At 66.3% G+C, this 22768-nt stretch carries 24 protein-coding genes; 10 read left to right on the top strand and 14 right to left on the bottom strand.

Annotation, left to right across the window (positions count from 1 at the left end):
* Positions 1-10: 10 nt before the first annotated feature.
* The 6 genes from C3Y92_RS03600 to C3Y92_RS03575 all read right to left on the bottom strand — a co-directional run bounded on the left by C3Y92_RS03600 (position 11) and on the right by C3Y92_RS03575 (position 7328).
* Positions 11-961 carry a UDP-glucuronic acid decarboxylase family protein gene (locus C3Y92_RS03600; protein WP_129349573.1) on the bottom strand — a complete coding sequence of 317 codons (951 nt, stop codon included), beginning with the start codon at positions 959-961 and terminating at the stop codon, positions 11-13.
* Between the two features lie 82 nt (positions 962-1043).
* Positions 1044-1904, bottom strand: a complete 861-nt coding sequence (locus C3Y92_RS03595; protein WP_129349571.1) for a 50S ribosomal protein L11 methyltransferase — start codon at positions 1902-1904, stop codon at positions 1044-1046.
* A 305-nt stretch (positions 1905-2209) separates the two neighbouring features.
* The gene (locus tag C3Y92_RS03590; protein WP_015862452.1) at positions 2210-2512 is read right to left on the bottom strand and encodes a hypothetical protein; all 303 of its coding nucleotides are present in this window, start codon (positions 2510-2512) and stop codon (positions 2210-2212) included.
* Between the two features lie 237 nt (positions 2513-2749).
* Complete coding sequence (locus C3Y92_RS03585; protein ID WP_235669603.1) at positions 2750-2938, bottom strand: hypothetical protein; 189 nt, start codon at positions 2936-2938, stop codon at positions 2750-2752.
* A gap of 99 nt (positions 2939-3037) precedes the next feature.
* Complete coding sequence (locus C3Y92_RS03580; RefSeq protein WP_235669602.1) at positions 3038-5416, bottom strand: DUF459 domain-containing protein; 2379 nt, start codon at positions 5414-5416, stop codon at positions 3038-3040.
* Between the two features lie 445 nt (positions 5417-5861).
* The gene (locus tag C3Y92_RS03575; protein WP_129349565.1) at positions 5862-7328 is read right to left on the bottom strand and encodes an MBOAT family O-acyltransferase; all 1467 of its coding nucleotides are present in this window, start codon (positions 7326-7328) and stop codon (positions 5862-5864) included.
* 235 nt (positions 7329-7563) lie between these two features.
* Between C3Y92_RS03575 and C3Y92_RS03570 the strand changes: the two genes are divergently transcribed.
* Positions 7564-8802, top strand: coding sequence for a DUF459 domain-containing protein (locus C3Y92_RS03570; RefSeq protein WP_129349563.1), 1239 nt, complete (start codon positions 7564-7566; stop codon positions 8800-8802).
* Positions 8803-8891: 89 nt separating this feature from the next.
* Entirely contained in the window at positions 8892-9338 is a 447-nt protein-coding gene (locus C3Y92_RS03565) for a hypothetical protein (RefSeq protein ID WP_129349561.1), read from the top strand.
* Positions 9339-9894: 556 nt separating this feature from the next.
* Here C3Y92_RS03565 and C3Y92_RS03560 read toward each other — a convergent pair.
* Positions 9895-10737, bottom strand: coding sequence for a ribonuclease H-like domain-containing protein (locus C3Y92_RS03560; protein ID WP_129349559.1), 843 nt, complete (start codon positions 10735-10737; stop codon positions 9895-9897).
* Positions 10738-10871: 134 nt separating this feature from the next.
* On the opposite strand from C3Y92_RS03560, the gene C3Y92_RS03555 reads away from it, so the two are divergent.
* The gene (locus C3Y92_RS03555; protein ID WP_235669601.1) at positions 10872-11858 is read left to right on the top strand and encodes an SAM-dependent methyltransferase; all 987 of its coding nucleotides are present in this window, start codon (positions 10872-10874) and stop codon (positions 11856-11858) included.
* A 214-nt stretch (positions 11859-12072) separates the two neighbouring features.
* On the opposite strand, the gene C3Y92_RS03550 is transcribed toward C3Y92_RS03555, so the two are convergent.
* The 5 genes from C3Y92_RS03550 to C3Y92_RS03530 form a co-directional block, all read right to left on the bottom strand.
* Positions 12073-12459: a PspC domain-containing protein gene (locus C3Y92_RS03550; protein ID WP_129349557.1), complete on the bottom strand. Its 387-nt coding sequence runs from the start codon at positions 12457-12459 to the stop codon at positions 12073-12075.
* Entirely contained in the window at positions 12447-12701 is a 255-nt protein-coding gene (locus tag C3Y92_RS03545) for a hypothetical protein (RefSeq protein ID WP_129349556.1), read from the bottom strand. The genes C3Y92_RS03550 and C3Y92_RS03545 overlap by 13 nt, the downstream gene beginning before the upstream one ends.
* A 204-nt stretch (positions 12702-12905) precedes the next feature.
* Positions 12906-13274 carry a PspC domain-containing protein gene (locus C3Y92_RS03540; protein WP_129349554.1) on the bottom strand — a complete coding sequence of 123 codons (369 nt, stop codon included), beginning with the start codon at positions 13272-13274 and terminating at the stop codon, positions 12906-12908.
* A complete protein-coding gene (locus C3Y92_RS03535) occupies positions 13261-13512 on the bottom strand; it encodes a hypothetical protein (RefSeq protein ID WP_129349552.1) in 252 nt (83 codons plus the stop codon). Before C3Y92_RS03535 ends, C3Y92_RS03540 begins: the two co-directional genes overlap by 14 nt.
* Before the next feature lie 129 nt (positions 13513-13641).
* Positions 13642-14322 (bottom strand): PspA/IM30 family protein, encoded by a 681-nt coding sequence (locus tag C3Y92_RS03530; protein ID WP_129349550.1) that lies wholly within the window; start codon positions 14320-14322, stop codon positions 13642-13644.
* Positions 14323-14488: 166 nt separating this feature from the next.
* Between C3Y92_RS03530 and C3Y92_RS03525 the strand changes: the two genes are divergently transcribed.
* The 6 genes from C3Y92_RS03525 to argB all read left to right on the top strand — a co-directional run bounded on the left by C3Y92_RS03525 (position 14489) and on the right by argB (position 20705).
* Positions 14489-15610, top strand: coding sequence for a sigma 54-interacting transcriptional regulator (locus tag C3Y92_RS03525; RefSeq protein ID WP_129349548.1), 1122 nt, complete (start codon positions 14489-14491; stop codon positions 15608-15610).
* 9 nt (positions 15611-15619) lie between these two features.
* Positions 15620-16879 (top strand): M16 family metallopeptidase, encoded by a 1260-nt coding sequence (locus C3Y92_RS03520; RefSeq protein WP_129349546.1) that lies wholly within the window; start codon positions 15620-15622, stop codon positions 16877-16879.
* 98 nt (positions 16880-16977) lie between these two features.
* On the top strand, positions 16978-17547 hold the full coding sequence (locus C3Y92_RS03515) for a macro domain-containing protein (protein WP_129349544.1): 570 nt from the start codon (positions 16978-16980) through the stop codon (positions 17545-17547).
* 239 nt (positions 17548-17786) lie between these two features.
* Complete coding sequence (gene hslV, locus C3Y92_RS03510) at positions 17787-18332, top strand: ATP-dependent protease subunit HslV (protein WP_015862468.1); 546 nt, start codon at positions 17787-17789, stop codon at positions 18330-18332.
* An 88-nt stretch (positions 18333-18420) separates the two neighbouring features.
* Entirely contained in the window at positions 18421-19794 is a 1374-nt protein-coding gene (gene hslU / locus C3Y92_RS03505) for an ATP-dependent protease ATPase subunit HslU (protein WP_129349542.1), read from the top strand.
* 17 nt (positions 19795-19811) lie between these two features.
* Positions 19812-20705 carry an acetylglutamate kinase gene (argB, locus tag C3Y92_RS03500; protein ID WP_129349540.1) on the top strand — a complete coding sequence of 298 codons (894 nt, stop codon included), beginning with the start codon at positions 19812-19814 and terminating at the stop codon, positions 20703-20705.
* Between the two features lie 194 nt (positions 20706-20899).
* Here the strand turns inward: argB and C3Y92_RS03495 are convergent, their stop codons facing one another.
* Positions 20900-21553, bottom strand: coding sequence for a flavodoxin family protein (locus C3Y92_RS03495; RefSeq protein ID WP_129349538.1), 654 nt, complete (start codon positions 21551-21553; stop codon positions 20900-20902).
* Positions 21554-21679: 126 nt separating this feature from the next.
* On the bottom strand, positions 21680-22216 hold the full coding sequence (gene pyrR, locus C3Y92_RS03490; protein WP_268932628.1) for a bifunctional pyr operon transcriptional regulator/uracil phosphoribosyltransferase PyrR: 537 nt from the start codon (positions 22214-22216) through the stop codon (positions 21680-21682).
* Between the two features lie 146 nt (positions 22217-22362).
* On the opposite strand from pyrR, the gene C3Y92_RS21355 reads away from it, so the two are divergent.
* On the top strand, positions 22363-22683 hold the full coding sequence (locus C3Y92_RS21355) for an IscA/HesB family protein (protein ID WP_232502828.1): 321 nt from the start codon (positions 22363-22365) through the stop codon (positions 22681-22683).
* Positions 22684-22768 lie beyond the last annotated feature (85 nt).

Raw genomic sequence — 22768 nt, 5'->3', positions numbered from 1 at the left:
TTTCGCTCGCTTAGGCCTGGCGCAGGAAGGCATCGAAGTATTCGATGGTCTTTTTCAGGCCCTCGGGCAGGGCCACCTTGGGTTCCCAACCGAGCTTGGCCTTGGCCAGGGTGATGTCCGGGCGGCGCTGTTTGGGATCGTCCTGGGGCAGGGGCCGGTAGTCGATGACCGACTTGGAGCCGGTGTATTCGATGACCAGCTTGGCCAGTTCCAGAATGGTGAACTCGCCCGGGTTGCCGGTGTTGACCGGGCCGGTGAAGTCGTCGGGGGTATCCATGAGGCGCAGGAAGGCTTCGACGAGGTCGTCGACGTAGCAGAACGACCGGGTCTGCTGGCCCTGGCCGTAAACGGTCAGCGGCTCGCCGCGCAGGGCCTGGATGATGAAGTTGGAGACCACGCGGCCGTCGTTGGGATGCATTCTCGGCCCATAGGTATTGAAGATGCGGGCGACCTTGATGCGCAGGTTGTGCTGGCGGCGGTAGTCGAAGAACAGGGTTTCGGCGCAACGCTTGCCTTCGTCGTAGCAGGAGCGGAAGCCGATGGGGTTGACGTTGCCCCAGTAGGATTCGGGCTGGGGATGCACCGACGGGTCGCCGTAGACCTCGGACGTGGAGGCCTGCATGATCTTGGCCCGCAGGCGCTTGGCCAGGCCGAGCATGTTGATGGCGCCATGCACACTGGTCTTGGTGGTGGCCACCGGATCGTGCTGGTAGTGGATGGGCGAGGCCGGGCAGGCCAGGTTATAGATCTCGTCGACTTCCACGTAGAGGGGGAAGGTGACGTCGTGGCGCATCAGCTCGAAGTGCGGATCGTCGAGAAGATGCGCGACGTTTTGCTTGGAGCCGGTGAAATAGTTGTCCAGGCAGATGACGTCGCAACCCTGGGCGAGCAGGCGTTCGCACAGGTGCGAACCGAGAAAGCCGGCGCCGCCGGTGACGAGAACACGTTTTTTCAGGTGCATGGCTTGTGCCTTGAAGACGGTTTGAGGTGGATGATGCCAACGCGGAAAGCGTCCCCATAATCCCCTTTCGGGGGAATGTAAATCACTGCCAGGAAAGCGAGGCCCATTCCCCGGACACTCGACGCACGGGCTGACCGAGGCCAGTGGCCTGGTAGGCGGCGGCCACGTCGTCGGCCTGGGTTTCGAGGATGCCGGACAGCACCAGCATCCCGCCCTGGGCCACATGGCGCGTGAGCAGCTTCGCCATGGCCATGAGCGGCGCGGCCAGGATATTGGCGGCCACGACCTCGAAGCGGCTGTCCGGGGCCAGGCTCCCCACCCCGCCCACGGCCAGGGACATGGAACCTTCCACGCCGTTTAAGCGCAGGTTGTCGGCGGCGCACCACACGGCCTGGGGGTCGATGTCCAGCCCCACGCCGGTCAGCCCCAGGCGGCATAGCCCGATGCCCAGGATGCCCGAGCCGGTGCCGAGATCAAGAAAGCGCATTGACGGCTGCAGCCAGCCCGAGGTCTGGGCTTGGGCAAAGGCTTCCAGGCACAGGGCGGTGGTGGGGTGGTGGCCGGTGCCGAAGGCCATCTTGGGTTCTATGAGGATGGGCTTTTTGCCGCCGGTGTCATGGTCGGCCATCCAGGGCGGCAGGATCTCATAGACGCCGCCGACCTCAATGGGCGTGAAAAAGGCCATCCAGGCCGCTCCCCAGTCCTCTTCCTCCAGGGTGGAGACTTCCCGGGGCAGGTCCGGCCAGTCGGCCGCGACTTCCTCGGCAAAGGCCCGGGCCGGCGGGGCGTCTTCCATGTGGACGCGGAAGCGGACGGTCTCGCCGTCCTCAAGGACGGCCTCTTCCCAGCCCTGGGCGGCCCGGCCGGCCAGCCAGGCTTCCAGCAGTTCGGCGGTTTCGCCGCCGCCGGGCACGGTGATGTCGACGCGAAGCAGTTTGCGCACAGGTGCTCCTAAACGCAGAAACAGGGGCCAAGCCCCTGTCGTTGTTGTGGTATTTTACATATCAAAACACAAAACAGCAAAGACCGCCGGGCTTGCGCCCTTTGGTGCGCCATGTGTCGGCCTTGCCGGTCAACCACACCAGGGAAGGCCCAGGTTCCTCGACCGCAGGGCCGGCCGCAATCGCCCAGAGCCAAGGCCGCCATCCTGGAAGTGGAAGCGCCAAGCGCCGTTCCCAGGGCAACGCCGCCTCGCCCGGGCCTGCGCCCTGCGCAGCGCCCCACGACGGAATTTCCCCGCCGGCCGGCCTAGACGTCGGCGTCGGCCAGGGTGCCGATGCCCGAGGCGTAGGCCCCGAGCACGTCCTTGGAAAACTGGTAGGTCTGGCTCATGTCGTTTGAGGCGGTCGCCCCCGAGGAGCCGGAGTTCATGTAATCCAAAGTTTTTTCCACCACAGCCGCGCCAAAGGTCTGCTTGTCGAAGGGCGCGGCGTCGCCGGCCGAGGATGCGCCGGACGAGGAAGGCATGCTGTTGAAGGTGTCCAGTGTCTTGGTCACGATGCCGCCGGCGACCTCGGCGCTCAAGGGATTGGAAAACGTGATGGCGCTCATGGCGTTGCTCCCTGCCGCGTCGTCGGAGCAGGCCCCGGCGCACGGCGTGTTCGGTTCGTCGCCTCGTGTCGCGCTCCCGGCGTGCGCCTATGGCGCGGGCCGGGAATACTTTCTGCAGGAAAAGCCCGGTTGCCTGCCCTAAAAACCCAGGCTGTCGCCCAACCTCGCAAATCTTCGGGATTTCCACCAATGCGCCGGCCGCAGTGCTCACGTCAACTGCCGGAGCGCGCCGACCGGTCAGGTTTTTTTATCCGCCAGCGACCCCACGCCCGAAGCAAAGGCCTGGGCTTCGCCGCTCTGGGGCGTGCTTGGCCCTGTGTAGACAAGGTCGATGGCGTCGCCGCGTTCAAAAGCCGTGGAAGGCGCGACTTCGCGGATGTTGGCGAGGGTGTGCCGCAGCAGGGTATACCCGGCCTTGTTTCCCATGACATCCCAGTCCTGCCCGCCCATAGTCGCCGCTCCGTCCGCTGGCCTGTTTTTTCCTCTCTACCCGGCTTGATGCCGCCGGTCAAATACAGGCCGCCCCTAACGGGCGGCCATGGAAGCCACGCCCACGGGCAACTGCAACACCGTGCCCACCCGCAGACGCATGGGGTCCAGCCCGCTGTTTTCAGCCAGGATGCGCTGGACGCTCAGGCCATAGGCCCGGGAGAGCTTCCAAAGGTTGTCGCCCTCGGAAATGACATGCTGGCGGGCCGGGGCATGGGCCGGGCCGGCGGTCGGCGTCGGGCTGGCGGCCGGGCTCGTCCCGCCCTGGGCCTCGGCCGGCAGGATGGCCGGCGTGACGGCCGAGGCCGCCTTGGCCTGGGCTTCCTTGGCCGGCGCGCCGGAAGCGGCCACGGCAGCCAGGGACGACGGCACGCGCAAGGTCTGGCCCTCGCGCAGGCGCAACGGATCGACGCCGGGATTGGCGGCAGTCAAAGCCTCGACGCTGACGTCGAAACGCTTGGCGATGCTCCACAGGCTGTCGCCGGCCGAGACCGGGAACAGCAGCATTTCGGCGCTGGCCAGGCCGCCTTCCGCGGGCACGGTGACCAGCTGGCCCACGCGCAGCCGCGACGGATCGACCTCGCCGTTGACGGCCAGCATCTCTTCCAGGGAGACGCCGAACCGGCGCGACAGGCCCCACAGGGTGTCGCCCGGGGCCACGGGATACAGCCCGGCGTCGCTGACCGTCCGGGTTTCGGCGGCGGCCGGGGCGGGCGCGGCCAGGGCCTCGGCCCGGGCGTTGTCCGGCACGGCCAGAACCTGTCCGGGCTGCAGGCGCAGGGGATCGAGGCCGGCGTTTAAGCGGGTCAGGTCGTCGGCCGACACGCCCAGGCGCTTGGCGATGGACCAGAAGTTGTCGCCGTCGGCCACCACATAGCCGGCCCCGTCCAGGGCGGCGTGCTGCTTGCCGGCGGCCGGCCGAGCGGCCGTGGCCGTGGCGGCGGGCAGGGCCAGGGGCTGGCCGATGCGCAGCCGGGTGGGATCGACGCCGGGATTGGCTTCGGTGAGCGCGGCCACGGTGACGCCGTGCTGGCGGGCCACGGACCAGAAGTTGTCGCCGTCGGCCACGGTGTGGACCTTGGTCGCGGCGGCGGGAACGCTCGGGCGGATCTGGGCCTTGGTGACCTGGGCGAGGTCCACCCCGGCCGGCACGGCCAGGCGCTGGCCGATGCTCATGCGGCGGGGATCAATGTCGGGGTTGGCGGCGGCCAGGGCGTCGGCGGACACGCCCAGACGCTTGGCCACGGACCACAGGGTGTCGCCATCGGCCACGGCGTAGTTGACGCCGGGAGCCACGGCCGGCGCGGCCGGGCGGGCCACGGGATTGACGGTCGGTGCGGCGGCCTTGGCCGGAGCCTCGGCGACCTGGATCGGCGCGGGGGCCTTGGCGGCGGCGGCCGGGGCAGGCGTTGCCTGGGCGCCCGGAGCGGCGGCCTTGGGCGCGGCGGTCGCCTGGGCGACCTGCACGGCCGGGGCGGCGACGGGCTTGGCCGCCACGGCGGCGGCGGCATCGGCCACGGGCGCGGCCGGCTTCTCGGCGGTCAGGGCGGCCGGGGCCGCGGCCTGAACCGGCGCGGCAGCGACCGCCGTCACGGACGGGGTCGCCGGACGTCCGGGCCGGGCCAGGGGCGTCAAATCGCGGTTTTCGATGGCGGCCAGGAGTTCGCCCCGGGGCAGACCCGAGGGTTCGGCCACGGTTTCGATCAGCCGGGCGGCCAAAAGGCGCGAGCCGGCGGCGGAGATGTGCACACCGTCGTCAGCGCGCAGCTTGACGGTGGCGCCCAAAGCCGTGCGGGCCACCGGAGCGTAGGCCCCGGAGGCGTCGGCCAGGACGTCGCGGACGTTGATATAGGCGCAATCCGGCAGACTGGCTGCGGTCTTGGCCAGCACGCCGTTGACGTGGCCCATGCCGGCGTCGAAAGCGGCGTCGCCCATGATGGGCACGCCGATCAAGTACACGGCAGCGGCGGGGTTCTCGCTTTTGGCGATGGCGTGCAGCCGGGCCACGCGCCGGGCGTATTCGACGTCCCAGGACGCGGACTTGTACGGCGCGCTGCGCCCGGAGGGCGTGGGCAGGGGCTTGTCGTCATTGGCCCCGAGCATGATCATGACCACGTCGGGATGATGGGCCTTCACCTGGGCGTCAAGAGCGGCCTCCCAGTCAAAAAACGACGGATTGGCCAGACCGCTCGACACCTTGCCCAGGTGCGCGAAACGCACCGAAGGCTTGCCGGCAAAAGCGGTCTCCATCTGCTGGCCCAGGCCAATGGACAAGGAATCGCCCACCAGCAGGATACGCTTGGCTTTGGGCGTGCCGGGATCGACCTTGGCCGCGCCCGCCACGGGCAGTCCGGGAGGGAGAATCAAGGAGACGATCAGTACGGCCAGGAGGAGGACCTGACTCGGGCTTCGCATACACAACACCTCAGTGCCGGCCCGGCCCCGCGCCGCGCGACCCCCATCGCGCCCGCCAAGTCCCGGTAACGGCATGATAATGTAAGAAACGCGACCCTGGATGGTATGAGTTTCTCAAACAGCCGGCGTCCCATAAAGCCTCGTCCGGATGTGCGCCCAAGCCTCCTACGGACTTCGTTCCCCAACGATTTTGGGCGCTTACCTATGGACGACGCCGCCGAAGCTGCGTTCCCATCCTGAGTCTGCACACTAGCAGAACGCGACGTTCCCTACAAGATAAATACCAGATTCCTCCACTTATCGGAAAAAAAAGGAAAAAATGGCGAGAGAACGGATCGGGCGAATGCACCGGCCGCCGGGCGCGACGGCCGCAAACCGAGATGTGGCGGGGGTTGGCGGCCATGTCCCCGCCAAGCCACGCCAGACCGATGGCGGAAGAAAAAAATCAGAAGGCGAAGTAAATAAACGGCAGCACGCCGTCCGGGCCCAGCTTCAAGATGCAGGCCGCGGCCACGCCCAGGGCCGCGCCCTGGAGCGGAAACGGCATCCAGTCGAAACTTTTTCGAAAAACGTCGCGCCCGGTGAAATTGAGCAGCTGCACCCCCAGCACCAGGACCACCAGGACCAGGCAGGTCGGCCGGAAGCCCGCGCCGTCAGGATCCAGGGCCACGGCGCGCTTCAAGATGTCCACGGCCTTGCCGGCGTCCTCGGCCCCGAAAAACACCCAGGCCACGTTGACGTAGGCAAAGGTCGAAACCCAGCAGACCGCGTTCCACAGGCCGCCGAGAAAGCCCGGCCCCGACGGGACACTGGCGTCACCCTCCGCCCGAGCTGCCGGTTTGGCCGCCCGGGCCGGGCGCAGCGAACCCACGAAATGGGCGATGACCAGCCCGAAGCCGTGGATGAAGCCCCAGACCAGAAAATTGTAGGCCGCGCCGTGCCACAGCCCGCCCAGGGCCATGGTGGTCACCAGGTTGGCGTACTTGCGCACGGTGCCCTTGCGGTTGCCGCCCAGGGAAATATAGAGGTAGTCTCGAAGCCAGGTAGAAAAAGTGATATGCCAGCGCCGCCAGAAATCGCGCAGGCTTAAGCTCCTGTACGGGGCGTTGAAGTTATCCGGGATGTCAAAGCCCATGAGCAGCCCCACGCCCTGGGCCAGATCGGAATAGCCCGAAAAGTCGCAATAAATCTGGGCGGCATACGAAAGGATGCCGACAATGACCGCCGCCGAGCTGAAACCCTCGGGCGCGCCGAAGGTGGTGCGCACGATGTGTTCGGACAGGTAGCTCGAAATGATGATCTTTTTAATGAGGCCCCGAATCAGCAGATAAAAGGCCCGGGAAAAATCCGGCTGCCCCACCCGGGCCTTTTTGAGCTGGGGCAGGAAATTGCCGGCCCGCAGGATGGGACCGGACAAAATGGTCGGAAAAAAGGAAATAAAACAGAAGACTTCCACCAGACTGCGCTCGACCTTGGTCGGATCGCGGTAGACATCGATGGCATAGGACATGCCCTGGAAGGTGAAAAACGAAATGCCAATCGGCATGATGACGTCAAGCAACGGCACCGGGCTTTTGACCGACAGCACCCTAAACAGCCAGTCGGCTGAGATGTAGAGCATCTCGTAATATTTGAAGAACGCCAGCATGCCCAGGGCAAAGGCGACATAGAGCACGAGGCAAAAGCGCCGAAAACGCTGATCGGACGTCTCGGCGAAGACCACGGCGAAAAACCAGGTCAGGAAGCTGAAAACCAGCAGAATCAGCAGGAACTTGGCGTTAAACGAGGCGTAGAAGACGTAGGAGGCCAACAGCAGAAACAGGCGATACGCCCCGGCATGGGGCCGCAGCAGCCAGTTGAGCGGCAAGATGGCGGCAAAAAACAGGGCGAATTCAAAGCTCGTGATGTTCATAGGGCGTCGCCTCGGAACCTCCGGGAAATGTGGCGCAAGCTAGCTTCGCCGCCGCCAAAAGGCAACCGGCCAGCCGTCCCGAACCCGAACCGTCGGCGGTCTGACGCCGGCCAAGAACTACTTTATTCCATCATTACAGTGTGCTGCCTCATTGTGCATTTCGGCCCGGACCTTGCTTTGCCTGTCATGCCCCCCGAGCGGATGCCCCGCTTGGGGCAAACAGCCGGCAACCACCATGCAGCATATCCGCTCCGACCACCCGCGCCCGCGCCGCCCTGCCGCCGCCCTGGCCCTGGCCTTGGCCGCCCTGCTGGCCGCGCCGGCCCTTACCCACCCGGGCCTGGCCCCGCCCCACGGCCCGGATCGGCCGTCCCTGGCCGCCGTCTTCGACGCCCCGGACCAGGCCCCCAACGCCGCGTTGATCGCCGCCGTCACGCCACACTCCGTGCGCCTGACCGTGGACAAGGCCGCCCGCCATCCCCTGGACGGCCGGCTGGCCGTGCGTCCCGGCGAACCCCTCGGTTCCAGGGCCTTGGCCCTGCGCCTGGTGCGCCTGCCCGCCCCCGACACGGCCGCCCTGGCCGCCCTGGAGGCGTCGCCATCCGTCAAAACTCCGTCGCCTGCCGTCCCCGCTCCAACCGCCAAACCCGTCGCCATCCTGGCCGCCTCCTCGCCGGCCGCTCCCGCCGGCAAGGCCCCCCCGTCGGCAACGTTCCCCTCGCCGCCGCCGGCCGCCCCGCTCCGTACCGCCGCGCCAGCCCAGCAGACGCCCCCGGACCAAACAAACGTCGCCGCCAAAGCCGCCGCCCCGGCCCAACTCGCCGCCGCGCCCGGCAAACGCATCCTGGTGGCCGGCGATTCCCTGTCGCTGTTTTTAGCCGACGCCCTGCGCCCCATGCTGGCCGGCCGGCCCCAAACCGCCTTCGCCTCGCGCGGCAAGGTCTCCAGCGGCCTGGCCCGGCCCGATTTCTTCAACTGGGAACGCGAAATGGCCGCCCTGGCCGCCGCCCACGCCCCCGACACCGTCATCGTCATGATCGCCACCAACGACAACCAGACGCTCACCCGCCCCGACGGAACCAAGGTCGCCTTCGGCCGCCCGGGCTGGGACGCCGAATACGCCCGCCGGGTGCGCCGGCTGGTGGACATCACCCGCTCGACCAACCCCAGCGCCCGCATCTACTGGCTCGGCGCGCCGGTCATGGCCGATCCCAAGCTCAACGCCGACGTGGCTGTCATAAACGCCGTCATCGCTCGCGAACTGGCCGCCCTGCCCGGCTGCCGCTACATCGACGTCTCCCGCACCCTGGCCGACCCGGCCGGCCGCTACGCCCAGGCCAAAATCACCCCCGACGGCCCCAAGGCCACCCGCACCAAGGACGGCGTCCACCTCACCCCGTTCGGCGCCAAACTCCTGGCCAACGCCGCCCTGGCCTCTCTAGGCCCCAACATCGCCGCCTTGTCCAAACCCTAACCTCCAACCAGCACAGAATAAAAACAAGCCACCACATCTCCCGGGGCGGGCCGCTTTACCACCCCTTTCGCCCGTGCTAAGCCCGCCCCATGGAAACCATCCTGCTCAAAATCCTCGAAGTCCAAAACGAGATCCTCGCGGAAGTGCGGATGCTGCGCCAGGCCGTCACCCACGGCGCGCCCCTGCCCGCCCAGGCCGCCGCTCCCGCCAGCCAGCCCCACACCGCCGCCGCGCCGCCACCCGCGCCCGAACCCGAGCCGCAGGCCGCCTACACGCCCACCTTCGTGCCCGAGCCTGAACCCGAACCGCAGCCCTACCTCGCGCCGCCGCAACAACAGCCCGGCGGCCGGCTCACCGTCAACGAACTGGCCGACCTCGGCGGCCAATTCCTCGATCCCGGCCAGATACCGCGCGGCAAGGTCAAGGCCGTGGACGCCTCGGATTTGAGCCACTCCATCCTCGACGACATCAAAGCGAAAAACAAAGCCAAGCGCAGCGCGTTTGCCGAGTTTGAGAAGTTTGATAGATTTAAGTAGGTTGCTGGGAGGAGAGTAAGAAAAGATGCCTCCGGCGGCCGGGGGGCTCAGCCCCCCGGACCCCTGACATGGGGGACCGTCGACGGGTGAGGCGTTGGTCGGCGGGCGGTTGGCCCGAGAGAAAATGGGGGCCGGAATTTGGGGTTGTCCCCCGGACGGAAGCCGTCCGGGGGACAACCCCAAATTCCGGCCCCCAACTCGCCAGCGAAAAGGGCTGTTTTGGGCGCGATCAAAGCCTCGCGCCCAAAACAGCCCTTTTCGCATTGCTGGAGCAAGAGCAACAGGATCAGTAGCTTGGGCGAGACATGCTGAGCATCAACTCTCCCGTGCCGGGCAACCCCGGGCGAACCGGGTCGTTGGACTTTCCGGGGCGCAGCCGCCACGCTCCCGCGCCTGTCCCGCCTGCTTGTAGCCCTCCCGCCCGCCACAGACGATCAGGGGGTCCGGGGGGATTATCCCCCCGGCGGGTCACGGGCAGCGCCCGTGCGGGTCCAGGGCAGAGCCCTGGCGGGTCCAGGGCAGAGCCCTGGCGGGTCCAGGGCAGCGCCCTGGCTGGTTATGAACGGTGGTGGTAGCGTTCGTGCCAGACGCGGCGCAGGACGGCGGGGTCGGGGGTATGGGGGTTTTGGCCTGGGCTGGGGATGTCCTGGCCGTAGGCGTCGCCGAAGGGGGTGTCTTCCAGCAGCCTATTGATGGCGTGGGCCAGCAGCACGGGCAGGGCCAGGACGTCGGCGGCATTGTAGGCGAGCAGCGTTTCCAGGACGGCGGGATCGCCGTGGCGGGAGTATTCGCGCCACAGCAGCACGGCCATGTAGCCGTCGGCTCCGGCCAGGTCGCCCCGGTCGATGCCGAAGTGTTCCTCGCTTTTCTTGAGTCCGCCTTTGATGCCGATGCCGCACAGGACGTTTCGCAGGTCGATATGGGCCTTGGGGAGCTTCGCGCCGAGGTGCGAGGCGAGCACCGGGGCGTCGAAGCAGCGGCCGTTGTAGGTGACCAGCACCTTGCTGGCCAGGATGTCGTCGGTGAAGTCGTGGAGGTTTTGGCCGTGGGCGTAGGTGCGGGCGGCGCTTATGCCGTCGTAGAGGGCCACGGCGGTGACTTCGTTTTGGGGCGTGCCGTCGGTTTCGATATCGACGCAGGCCAGGCTGTCCTTGAAGTCGAAGAACAGTCGCCAGGCTTCGGCGGGCGGCAGGCGATGGGCGAACCAGTCGGCGTCGCCGGCGGCCAGGCGGTCTTTTGATTCGAGAAGTTCGTTGCGCCACATGGGGGCCTTGGCCGAGGCCAGGGGCGGGGTGTCGGCGTCGAGAAAGGTGTCCCAGTCGCGGATGCCTGCGGCCCAGAGGCGGCGTTCGGTGGACGGCCCAAGGCCAGGCAGATGCAGGAAGGTATTTTGCAGCACGGCTGGTCGTGTACCTGTTTTGCCGGCCGATCTCAACCAGTTGGGTGAACGGCGACGGCATCAATTCTGCATGGGTTACGCCGACTCGGCGATTTTTTCCGCCGGATTGGACCGCTAATCCAAGGAAGGAACTCATGATGCGACCAAACGACGCCGCTTCCGCCACACCTCGGCGGCAGACGCCGGCCGCGATCCGTCGGGAAACCGTCATCGCCGCCGACGTTTACCGTTCCGGGACGTTGCGCAATGACTTCGAGCGGCTGGCAAGCCCGGCAACGCCCATGGCCGAAGCCGACATTTTGAGCCTTGTGCTCAAGTATTTCCATGCCTGTCTGTATCCCGGCTCCCAGGAGCACCCCATTGCGCTTAAGGAGATCAGCGGACTTTTGGGACAGTTTTACGAGTTGTGGTCCGAGGGATCGCCGGAGAAGGTGTTGCCCCTGGCCGGGGACTACAGCGCCTACCCGCTGCGGATGCTGACGGATTTGCCGCGCACGGCCCATATTTTCCGCTCCATCGCCAACCGGCCGTTGCCGCCGGACATGGTGCACGACCCGTTTTTAGGCCTGGACATCGGCACGGGCAGCGGCATTTTGCTGGCCGCGGCCTGGTTCCAGGCCAGGCGCAACGGGGTGAGGGAGACCCGGCTGTACGGCTTCGAGCTGGATTCGGAAATCAGCGAGCGCACCGACGCCTTGCTGCGCTCCCTGGGCGTGGGGCAGGTGATGGCGGCCGACGCGCGCGATCCGGGCGTGTACGCCATGCTGCCGGACGGACCGGTGGCCTTTGTGGCCAACGAGAACGTGGCCGCGCCCACGGCCCGGCATACGGCCGAACCGTTCAGCCAGATCCATGCCGCGTTGTTCGAGGCCATGTCCCAGCGGCTGAAGCGCACGGTCTTTTTTCCGGAGGCGTTGGTGGTGCGCGACCGGGACGCCGAGTTGGACGTGGTGCTGTCAAAAAACAATCGCTTTCAGATTCCGCGCCATTACCGGTCGCTGCGGCCCCGGCCGCGCTCCATCGTCATCGAGGGACGGCTGACCAAGCTGTGGCAGGTGGGCAAGGATTTCCGGGCGATTATTCCAGAGGCCTGGCAGTCGATCATGCCCGGGCGCTGGTAGCCCGGGAAGACAGGAAACGCTTCGGGCGCGGGGACAGGGTTCCCGCGCCCTTTTTTTGCGGCATCCAAAGGTTTCCAATGCCGCGGACCTGGGCCTGACCGTCTGCGGTTCGTCTTGGCCACGAGCCTCGAAAAGGGGCTTTTTCCCTCGCAAGAAGCTTCCGAGCACCGCGTGAGGCCCTGGAAATACTGTTGTATTTTCCAGGGGCGCGGGGTCAGGGCCGTGACAGGCGGCGGTCGAAGTCGAATTCCCGGGAGGTGATGTGGTCTTCCAGGCGGCGCACCCGCCGCTCCAGGCGCTCGGCCCGGTCGCGCAGCCGGGCCAGGACGGCTTTGCGGTCGGCCTGATAGGCGTTGCAGGCGTCGCTTTCGGCCTCGGAGTCCGGGGGCAGGGCCGGCTCCAGCTTGAGGCAGAAACCGGCGATGACGTAGGCGGCGACCACGGGCCACACGCCGGCGGAAAGGGTCAGCAGGACGACGCCGGCGCGAACGGCGGCCACGGGCACGTCGAGAAAGGCGGCCAGCCCCTTGCACACGCCAAGGACGGCCCCGGTACGCGAGCGGTAAAGCCGCCGCCAGTCGAGTTCGCTTAGGTGTCGCATGAGCCGCGCCCCTTGGCCCGGGCGTCCAGCACCACGGTTTCGAGGGTGTCGACCCGGGATTCCAGGCGCTCCAGGCTGCGGTGGATCTCCTGGAGCAGCCGGACCTCGTCGGCGTCGCCGCCGGGCGCGGCCCGGCCTGCCGGGCGCATGAGGCGCACGCCGATGAGAAACACCACGCCAAGAATCACCAGACCGACCAGGGTCGCCCCGGCCACCACCAGAGAAGAAAGCAGTCCCATCATAAATGCGGCTCCGGGCCGGATCAGGCGAGGTTTTGCGGTTTGCGCCGCATTCATTGGCGGCCGTGATGCCGGCGATTCAAAAAGCTTGGACCAGCGGCCGGGCCACGGCGACACGAGGGGGCATCGCCGGCCATGCCGGGGTCGATTGCAGCCTAGCCCAGGAACCGACCGCCGCACAAGGGCCTTCCAGGCCCGGTTTGCGCCTTATGACCGTCCGAGCCGGCGGTCGAAATCATACTCCCGTGAGGTCACATGGGACTCCAGGCGCGAAAGCCGGGCGTCCAAGTCCTTGAAACGGCGGGACACGTCGGCTGCCGCCCGGCCGAGCCGGCCCGTGTCGATGTCTTCGGCCCCCCCCGTTTCGGGAGCCAGGGGCACGAAGAAGGCCGCGGCGAAGTAGAGAATCGCCGCCGTGAAGCCGGTGGACACGAACAGCACGATCACAAAGGCCCGCACCACCCAGCACGGCAAGCCGAGATAGTCGGCCAGCCCCCGGCACACGCCCAGGGCCAGGCCGTTTCGGGAGCGGTAGAGCTTGCGGCGTCCGGGAAAATCGTCGTTACGGCTTCTCATGTCCGCCTCGTTTGCCGGAAGCTTCCGGCAGCAGGGTTTCCAGGTTGTCCAGGCGTTCTTCCAGGCGGGCCAGACCGGCGCGCACCTCGTCCACCACGGCCATGGCCGCTTCCTCGTCGCGGCCGCGCGTCCGGTCGTCGCGGCGGCGCAACTGGCGCAGCACGAGGATGGCCGCGACCACGAGAAGGATTTTGACCACCAGCGGCACGTGGCCGATATAAACTGTATGTTCCAGCACTGCTTGTCCTTTTGCAACAGCGTATCCGTCTCGGGGCCGCGACGTTTCCCTTTTCTCCAGGTGGGGGGTCTGGGGGCCTCAGGCCCCCAGCCGCCGGAGGCCTCCCCCTCCGTCTCCTCCCTCTCCGCCCTACTGGGCGCGGCGGGATTTGATCTGGGCCAGTTCGCGTTCCACGTCTTCGTCGGCGGCCAGGCGGTCGAAGCGGGCGTCAAGGCTTTGGTCTTCGGTCGGTCGGCGTCGCGAGGCGGTTGTGCCGCTCAGTTCGGCTTCGGCTTCCAGGCGGTCGATGCGGGCTTCGAAGGCCTCGAAGCGTTGCAGGGCTTCGCTGGAGTCGGCGCGGGAGACGTCTTCGCGCATGCGCTTGCGGCCGGTGGCGCGCATATGGCGGGCCAGCAGCGTGCGCTGGCGTTCCTTGGCCGAGGCGAGCTTTTCCTCAAGGGTGGCGATGTCTTCACGGCAGGCTTCGATCAGGCCTTCCACGGCGGCCAGTTCACCGGCCACGACGTTTGCCCGGGCTTCGAGGTCGCGCTTTTCCAGCAGCGCCTCCCGGGCCATATCCTCGCGGCCCTTGTCCACGGCCAGCTCGGCCTTTTCGCCCCAGCGGCCGGCGGCGGCGGCGAGCATGTCGTGTTCGCGGGCGATGCGGGCGGCCTGGGCCATGGTGCGGGCGCAGTCGGCCTTGAGTTCCACCAGTGTTTCTTCCATCTCCTGGATCATGAGGCGGATGAGCTTTTCGGGCTCCTCGGCCTTGTCGAGCATGGCGTTGATGTTGGAGTGGATGATGTCGCGGAAGCGGCTGAAAATACCCATGGCGTTCCTCCTGGCGCGGCTGCGCCGTGATGCCTGCCGTAAAGCAGGGAGCGTGCCAGATATTTCCTGTCGTACTTTCAGGATGTTGACCGAGATGGCGAAATAGGGCCGTTGCAGTTCTCGCCAAACATTGGTATTTTTCGCCACAAAACTGGAGAAAACCGCCATGACGCCCGACGCCCCCTGGCTGGCCGAGGCCCTGGGCCAGTCCGACGCCTTTCTGGCCTGCATGGAGGCCGTGGCCCAGGCCGCCAGCATCGACCGTCCGGCGCTTATCGTCGGCGAACGCGGCACGGGCAAGGAACTGGCCGCCGCCCGGCTGCACTACCATTCCCCGCGTTGGGACCGGGCGTATGTGCCGGTCAATCTGGCCGCCCTGCCCAGAACGCTGATTGAATCCGAGCTGTTCGGCCACGAGGCCGGGGCTTTTACCGGCGCTTCCCGGCGTCGGGTCGGGCGTTTCGAGGCAGCCGACGGGGGCACGCTGTTTCTGGACGAGCTCCACGCCGCGCCCCTGGCCGTCCAAGCCAAGCTGCTGCGGGCCGTGGAATACGGGCATATCGAACGCATCGGATCGAGCCAGCCCGTGGCCGTGGACGTGCGCATCGTGGCCGCCGTCAACGTCGATCCGCGCCGGCTCGTGGCCAAGGGCCGGCTTTTGCCCGATCTCCTGGACCGGCTGGCCTTTTGCGTGCTGGTGATGCCGCCCCTGCGCGAGCGCCATGGCGACATCCCGTATCTGGCCGAACGGTTCGCCGCCCGGTTCGCGGCCCAGCTTGGCCGGCCCGAGCCGCCGGTCTTTTCCCGGGCCGCCATAACCGCTCTTGCCGCCCACCCCTGGCCCGGCAACATCCGCGAACTCAAGACCGTGGTCGAACGCGTCGTGCTGGCTTGCCCCTCCTCACGCATCGACGCCATACAAATAGACCCCTTCGCCGCCCTGTCCCCCGCCCGGGAGGTCCAGGAGGGGGTGCCCCCCTCCTGGCCGCCGGAGGCCTCTTCTATTTTATCCTCCCTTTCCCACCATCCAGGGGGTTCGGGGGGGATGATCCCCCCCGACGGGTCCAGGGCAGCGCCCTGGCCGCCGGAGGCATCCCTATCTTCTCCCCTCCCCAACTTTACCGAAGCCGTGGCGTCCCTGGAAATCGCGCTGCTCGGCCGCGCCTTGGCGCGTTCGGGCGGCAACCAGCGCCGGGCGGCCGGGCTTCTCGGGCTTGGCTATCACCAGTTCCGGGGGCTGTACCGCAAGTATGCCGGCGCTCTTGACGCCGCGTCCAAAGCCCCGTAGCCCCAGGCGATGCGCCAAATCACCGAATCCGACAGCCGCATCCGCGCCGACAGGCTGCCCAACGGCGTCCGTATCGTCACCGAACACATGCCCGTTTCCAAAACCGCCAGTCTCGGCATCTGGATCGAGGCCGGCTCGCGCCACGAGGCCCCGGGCCAGGAAGGCATGGCCCATTTGATGGAGCACATGGCTTTCAAGGGCACGGCCAGGCGCGACGCCCTGACCATCGCCAAGGAACTCGACACGTTGGGCGGGCTTTCCAACGCGTTTACTTCCCGCGAGGCCACCTGTTTCCACGTGCGCGTCATGGACGCCCACTTGGCCCGGGCGTTTGACATTTTAAGCGACATCGTCTTGCGTCCGCTCCTCGACCCCGAGGAGCTGGCCCGGGAGCAGGCCGTCATCCTTCAGGAAATCTCCATGGTGGAGGAGACGCCCGAGGAAAAGATCCACGAGGACTTCTGGGCCGCCGCCTGGGCCGATCCAGGACTGGCCCATCCCATCACCGGCACGCCCCAGTCCGTGGGCGCGGTCACGGCCGAGGCCCTGGCGAAGTGGCGGCGCGCCGCCTACCATCCCGAGGCCATCACCGTGGTCGCCGCCGGGGCGCTTGATCACGACGCCCTGGCCGAAATGGCCGAAGCCGCCTTCGGCTCGCTGCGAAAAGTCCAGACCGCGCCCGCGCCGGCCGCCGGGGCCTACACGCCGCCGCGACTGGCCGCCCGGCGCGACTGGGAACAAAACCACGTCATCCTGTCCTACCCCTCGGTCGGCAACATCAGCGCCGACCGCTTCGCCCATACCCTTTTGGCCACGCTGCTTGGCGGCAACATGTCCTCGCGGCTTTTTCAGGAAGTGCGCGAAAAACGCGGGCTGGCCTATTCCATCTACGCCGGCGTCAACGGCCTGGCCGACGTGGGGCTGCTGGAAATCCAGGCCGCCGTGGACCCGGACCGCACGGCCGAGCTGCTCTCGGTGGTCAACGCCGAACTGGCCGCCGTGGCCGACAGCGCGGTGACGGCCGAGGAACTCGACCACACCCGCGAACATTTGAAGGGCCTACTCTACCTCGGCGCGGAATCCACCGAGAACCGCATGATGCGCCTGGCCCGCAACATCCTGCTGTTCAACCGCTCCATCCCCCTTGAGGAAACCGCCGCCTGCCTCGACGCCGTAACCCCTGACGACATCGCCCGCACCGCCAAGGCGGCCTTTGCGCCGGGCAGCGCCGGATTGGCCGTCATGGGGCCGACCGCCGCCTTGCCCTAAACCCGGCGACGCTTCGAAAACACGCCGGTCTTCTTGCAGCGTTCGGTATCACAACAGGAAACCGCCCGTCCCAAGACCACGCCCCGGAGGTGTTCCCCATGCCCGGACACGCCGCCTACGCCATCGGCCAAGGGAGCCTTCGCCTCATCGAAGGCGACATCACCGTTGACGACGCCGACGCCATCGTCAACGCCGCCAACTCGGCCCTGGCCGGCGGCGGCGGCGTGGACGGGGCCATCCACCGCGCCGCCGGCCCGAAACTGCCCGCCGCCTGCCGCGACATCATCGCCCGCATCGGCAGCCTGCCGGCCGGCGGCGCGGTCATCACCCCCGGCTTCGAGTTGGCCGCGCGCCACATCATCCACACCGTCGGCCCCATCTGGCGCGGCGGCGAGATGGGCGAACCCGAAGCCCTGCGCTCGGCCTACGCCGAGTCCATCAACCGCGCCGTGGAAAACGGCCTCGCCACCATAGCCTTCCCGGCCGTGTCCACCGGCGTCTACGGCTACCCCGTCCACTTGGCCTCGCCCATCGCCCTTGGCGTTATGGCCGAGGCGCTAAGGGGCGGAAGACTGCGGGAAGCACGCATGTACCTGCACGGCCAGGCGGCTTTTGGGGTCTGGCGTTCGGCGGCGGATGCGTTATTTGGCGGGAACGCGGAAGAGTAGGATGCCTCCGGCGGGCGGGGGGCTCAGCCCCCCGGACTCCCGACCTGGGGACGGTCGTGCGGAGGGGGGATGGTCGGCGGGCGGCAGGCCCGAGAGAAGATTTTCGGCTGATACGACCCATAGTTGGTGAAAAGTACACCCCCCCATTGAAAGTTTTTGGGGAGGATGGGGGTCTGGGGGAAGGAACCCTTTTTTTCAAAAAAGGGTTCCTTCCCCCAGCCGCCGGAGGCAAACTCACGATGCAACTACGTGGAACGACGATTGTGGCGGTGCGGACCGAGGCCGGCGTGGCCGTGGCCGGCGACGGCCAAGTGACGTTGGGCCAGGCCATTGCCGTCAAACATACCGCGCGCAAGGTGCGCCGGATGTACAAGGACAAGGTCGTCATCGGCTTTGCCGGGGCCACGGCCGATGCCTTCACCCTTTTTGAGCGTTTCGAGGCCAAGCTGGAGGAATTCGGCGGCAATCTCGTGCGCGCCTCGGTGGAGCTGGCCAAGGATTGGCGCAAAGACAAGTATTTACGGCGTCTGGAGGCCATGATGATCGTGGCCGACGCCGGCAATGTGCTGATTTTGTCCGGCACAGGCGACGTCATCGAGCCGGACGACGGCGTGGCGGCCATTGGTTCCGGCGGCCCCTACGCCATGGCCGCGGCCCGGGCGCTGTTGCGCAACACCGAACTGTCGGCCCGGGAGATCGTGGAAAAATCCATGGCCATCGCCGCCGAAATGTGCGTCTACACCAACGACCAGTTGGTGGTGGAGACGCTGGAAAAGCCTGCGTAATCGCGTATAGTAGAAGAAGAATGGTTTTCGTGACTTACCGGCGAAAGCGCCAAGGCGCTTTTCGCGGACGCCGCACCAAGGAGCACCCATGCACGCCAGCCTGACGCCGCGTGAAATCGTTTCGGAACTCGACAAATACATCATCGGTCAGCGCGACGCCAAGCGCATGGTGGCCATCGCCATGCGCAACCGCTGGCGTCGCCAACAGATCGAGCCGGTCTTGCGCGACGAGATCGCGCCCAAAAACATCATCATGATCGGTCCCACCGGCGTGGGCAAGACCGAGATCGCCCGGCGGCTGGCCCGGCTGGCCGGGTCGCCCTTTTTCAAGGTCGAGGCCACCAAGTTCACCGAGGTCGGCTATGTCGGCCGCGACGTGGAATCCATGGTCCGCGACCTCATGGAAATCGGCGTCAATCTCGTGCGCCAGGAGGAGCTGGAGCGGGTGCGGGTCAAAGCCGAGAAGGCCGCCGAGGAGCGTTTGCTCGATCTGCTGCTGCCCGAATCCCAGCGTCCGTCCCACGGCCCCATCCCCATGCCGGCCGCCATCGAGGCCCCGGCCGAACCGGCCGGCGAACAAGGCCTGACCACCCGCGACAAGCTGCGCAAGCTGTGGCGCGAGGGCAAGCTCGACGACCGCATGGTGCCCGTGGAAGTGTCCATGCCCTCGCCCCAGGTGGAGATCATGTCCATGCCGGGCATGGAAGAGATGGGCAGCCAGTTCAAGGACCTGTTCTCCAAAGCTTTTCCCCAGCGCAAGAAGACCAAGACCATGCGGGTGCGCGAGGCCTACGACGTGCTTCTGCAGGAAGAGTCCGACCGGCTGGTGGACATGGACAAGGTTTCCGAGACGGCCAGGGAACGCGTGGAACAGACCGGCATCATCTTTATCGACGAGATCGACAAGATCTGCGGCCGGCAGGGCGGCGGCCAGGGGCCGGACGTGTCCCGCGAGGGCGTGCAGCGCGACCTCTTGCCCGTGGTCGAAGGCTGCGTGGTCAACACCAAGTACGGCATGGTGAAGACCGACCATATCCTTTTTATTGCCGCCGGCGCGTTCCACTTCTCCAAGCCGTCCGATCTCGTGCCGGAGCTGCAGGGCCGGTTTCCCCTGCGCGTGGAATTGCGGGCGCTGACGGCCGAGGATTTCCACCGCATCCTCACCGAGCCGCAAAACGCGCTCACCGTGCAGTACAAGGCGCTTTTAGCCACCGAGAACGTGACCCTGGAATTCACCGACGAGGCGCTGCGGGAAGTGGCCCAGTTCGCCCAGCGCATCAACGCGGACACCGAGAATATCGGAGCCAGGCGGCTTTACACCATCATGGAAAAGATTCTATCCGACCTGTCCTTTGCCGCCTCGGACCAGGGCGGCCAAACCGTGGTCGTGGACCCGGCCTACGTGCGCGAAAAGCTCGCCGACGTGGCCGAGGACCGGGATTTGTCCCGGTACATTCTCTAATCTCCCAGGGAGCGACAATGAACCGCGAACACGCCAAGGCGCATCTGCTGCTGGAAGCCCTGCCCTACATCCGCAATTTCTACGGCCAGACCGTGGTCATCAAATACGGCGGCCACGCCATGGTCGATGAACAGCTCCAGGAAAGCTTCGCCCTCAACGTCATCCTGCTCAAATACATCGGCATCAATCCCGTCATCGTCCACGGCGGCGGCCCGCAGATTGGCCGGATGCTGAAGCTGCTGAACATCGAAAGCCAGTTCAAGCAGGGCCTTCGCGTCACCGACGACGCCACCATGGACGTGGTCGAGATGGTGCTCGTGGGCAAGGTCAACAAGAACATCGTCAACCTCATCAACCTCAAGGGCGGCTCGGCCGTGGGCCTGTCCGGCAAGGACGGCCGGCTCATCACCGCCCGCAAGCTCGAAATGGTGCTGGAACGCGGCGACGCGCCGCCGGAAATCATCGACCTCGGCAAGGTCGGCGAAGTGACCGGCATCAACACCCAGCTCATCACCACGCTCCTTGCCCAGGGATTCATCCCGGTCATCGCGCCGGTGGGCGTCGACGAAGACGGCGAGACCTACAACATCAACGCCGACACCGTGGCCGGAGCCGTGGCCGCCGCCCTCGGGGCCAAGCGGCTGGTGCTTCTCACCGACGTCTCCGGCGTCCTGGACAAGGACAAGACGCTGATCTCGTCCCTGGACATCAAGGAAGCCTCCCAGGCCATGGCTGAGGGCGTGCTGGTCGGCGGCATGATCCCCAAGGTCAGCTGCTGCATGGAAGCCGTGGACGCAGGCGTGGAAAAAGCCCACATCCTCGACGGCCGCGTCGAGAACTGCATCATCCTGGAACTGTTCACCCGCTCCGGCATCGGCACCGAGATTATTTGCAAGCGGTGCCAGGCTTAGGGGAGAGGAAGAAAAAGAGGCCTCCGGCGGCCGGGGGGGATAATCCCCCCCGGACCCCCTTGATAGGCGAGAGTTAACGGGGGTGACGTTGCACCGTCACCCCCGTTTCGCCTTCAGGAGGGATTCCAAAGGGGTCACCCCTTTGGCCGCCGGAGGCTTCTTCTTCTTATTCCGACCTGTTATAGTCCATCGTCCTACTCTTTAAACCCCGCCGCCAATCTCTCACCCAAAGCAAACGCTTTCGCCAAGTCCTGCGGGAACACGTCCTTGCGGCGTTTGGCCTTGGCTTCGGCGTCCCAGACGGTGCAGAGGTATTTGGAATAGTCGTCGAACTGGTAGGTGTCGTTGACGGTGAGCACTTCGCAGGCGCCGAAGGTACGGCTCATAAATCCTTGAGCCAGGCCGGTCATGTGGCCGTAGTTGCGCTCTTCCATGACCGATTCGGGCACGTTCATGGTATAGACCATGGCCGTGGGGATCTTGCGCGGGAAGATGGCGGCGTAGCCCGGGGTGTAGGTCAGGTAGGGGAACAGCAGCCGTTCGATGAACGAGCGGGTTTCGCCGGTTTCGGCCCCGAAGTAGACGGGCGTGCCGATGACCAGGGCGTCAGCTTCGGCGGCTTCAGCCAGAAGCGGGGTCAGGCCGTCCTTGACGGCGCAGCGGCCGTAGTTCTTGCCGCCGATGCGCTTGCATTCAAAGCAGCTGATGCAGCCCTTGAAGTCGTAGTCGTAGAGATGAACAAGCTTGGTGGCCGCGCCGGCCTTTGATGCGCCGTCAAGGACGCTTTGCAGGACCTGGGCGGTGTTCCATTTCTTGCGCGGGCTGCCGTTAATGGCGAGTATCGTCATGGCGGTTTTCTCCTCAGGAAGATATGACCGCCGGATACGTCTTTTGCGGAAGCGTGGCAATGGCTTCCCGAAACGGTACAGAGGCTCCGCCGGGGTACTGCGTTCCCGAAAAGTGCCCTACTCCATCTACTCCATGAGCAGCACGCCGTCCTCGCCGTCGAGCTCGGCCACGGCCACGTCCACCTGTTCGCCGGGTTCGGTGTGCACGCGCTTGCCCACGTAATCGGCCTGGATGGGCAGTTCGCGGTGGCCGCGTCGGTCGATGAGCACGAGCAGTTCCACGCGCTTGGGGCGGCCGTAGTCGAGCAGCGCTTCCAGGGCGGCCCGGATGGTGCGGCCGGAGAACAGTACGTCGTCAACGAGAATGACGTTTTTTTCGGCCAGGGAGAAGGCGATCTCCGACGGCCCGACTTGGGGCTGCACCTCGCGGGTGGTCCAGTCGTCGCGGTAGAGGTTGATGTCGAGCTTGCCCAGCGGCACGTCGCACTGGCCCCGGGCGTCGATGAGGGCCTTAAGCCGCGTGGCCAGCTCGGCCCCGCGCCGTTGGATGCCGACGATGGCCAGATGGCAGCTCGGATCGTGGCGTTCGATGATTTCGAAAGCGAGGCGCTCCAGGGTGCGGCGCACCTCGCCGGCGGTCATGATTTTTTTGTGCTTGCTCACGCGATACTCCCGTCCGGCTTTGCATCCGTCTAGCCTAAAAGAGGAAACCCTGGCAATCGGCCCGACGGCCCGGCGGCGGCTCCTATTTGACTTTCTGATCGGTCATGCTTAGTTGCATTGAACGAGCTTGTCCTATGGAGGTTCCCATGGTTGAGTTGACGGAATCGGCAAAGACCCAGCTGGATGGGTATTTCGCCGACAAGGAAAAGACCCCGGTCCGTATTTACCTGTCGTCTGGCGGCTGAGCGGGTCCGAGACTGGCGCTGGCTCTGGATGAGCCGCGCGAAGCGGACGAGGTGCTCGACGTTTCCGGATACACCTTTGTCATCGAGAAGGAGCTTTACGAGAAGGCTTCCCCGCTGAAGGTCGACATGACCTACATGGGCTTTTCGGTGACTTCCAGCCTGGAACTGGGCGGCGGCAGCGGCTGCGGCTCGTCCTGTTCCGGCGGTTCCTGCTCGGTCTAACCGCCGAGGTTGATGTGCTTTCCCGGGCCGGCTGGCGACAGCCGGCCTTTTTTATGGGCCTGATGGTTGCGCCAACGCGGGTGAC

It is taken from the genome of Solidesulfovibrio carbinolicus (assembly GCF_004135975.1).
Lineage (GTDB): Bacteria > Desulfobacterota > Desulfovibrionia > Desulfovibrionales > Desulfovibrionaceae > Solidesulfovibrio > Solidesulfovibrio carbinolicus.
This window is presented reverse-complemented; position numbering and strand designations above follow the sequence as displayed.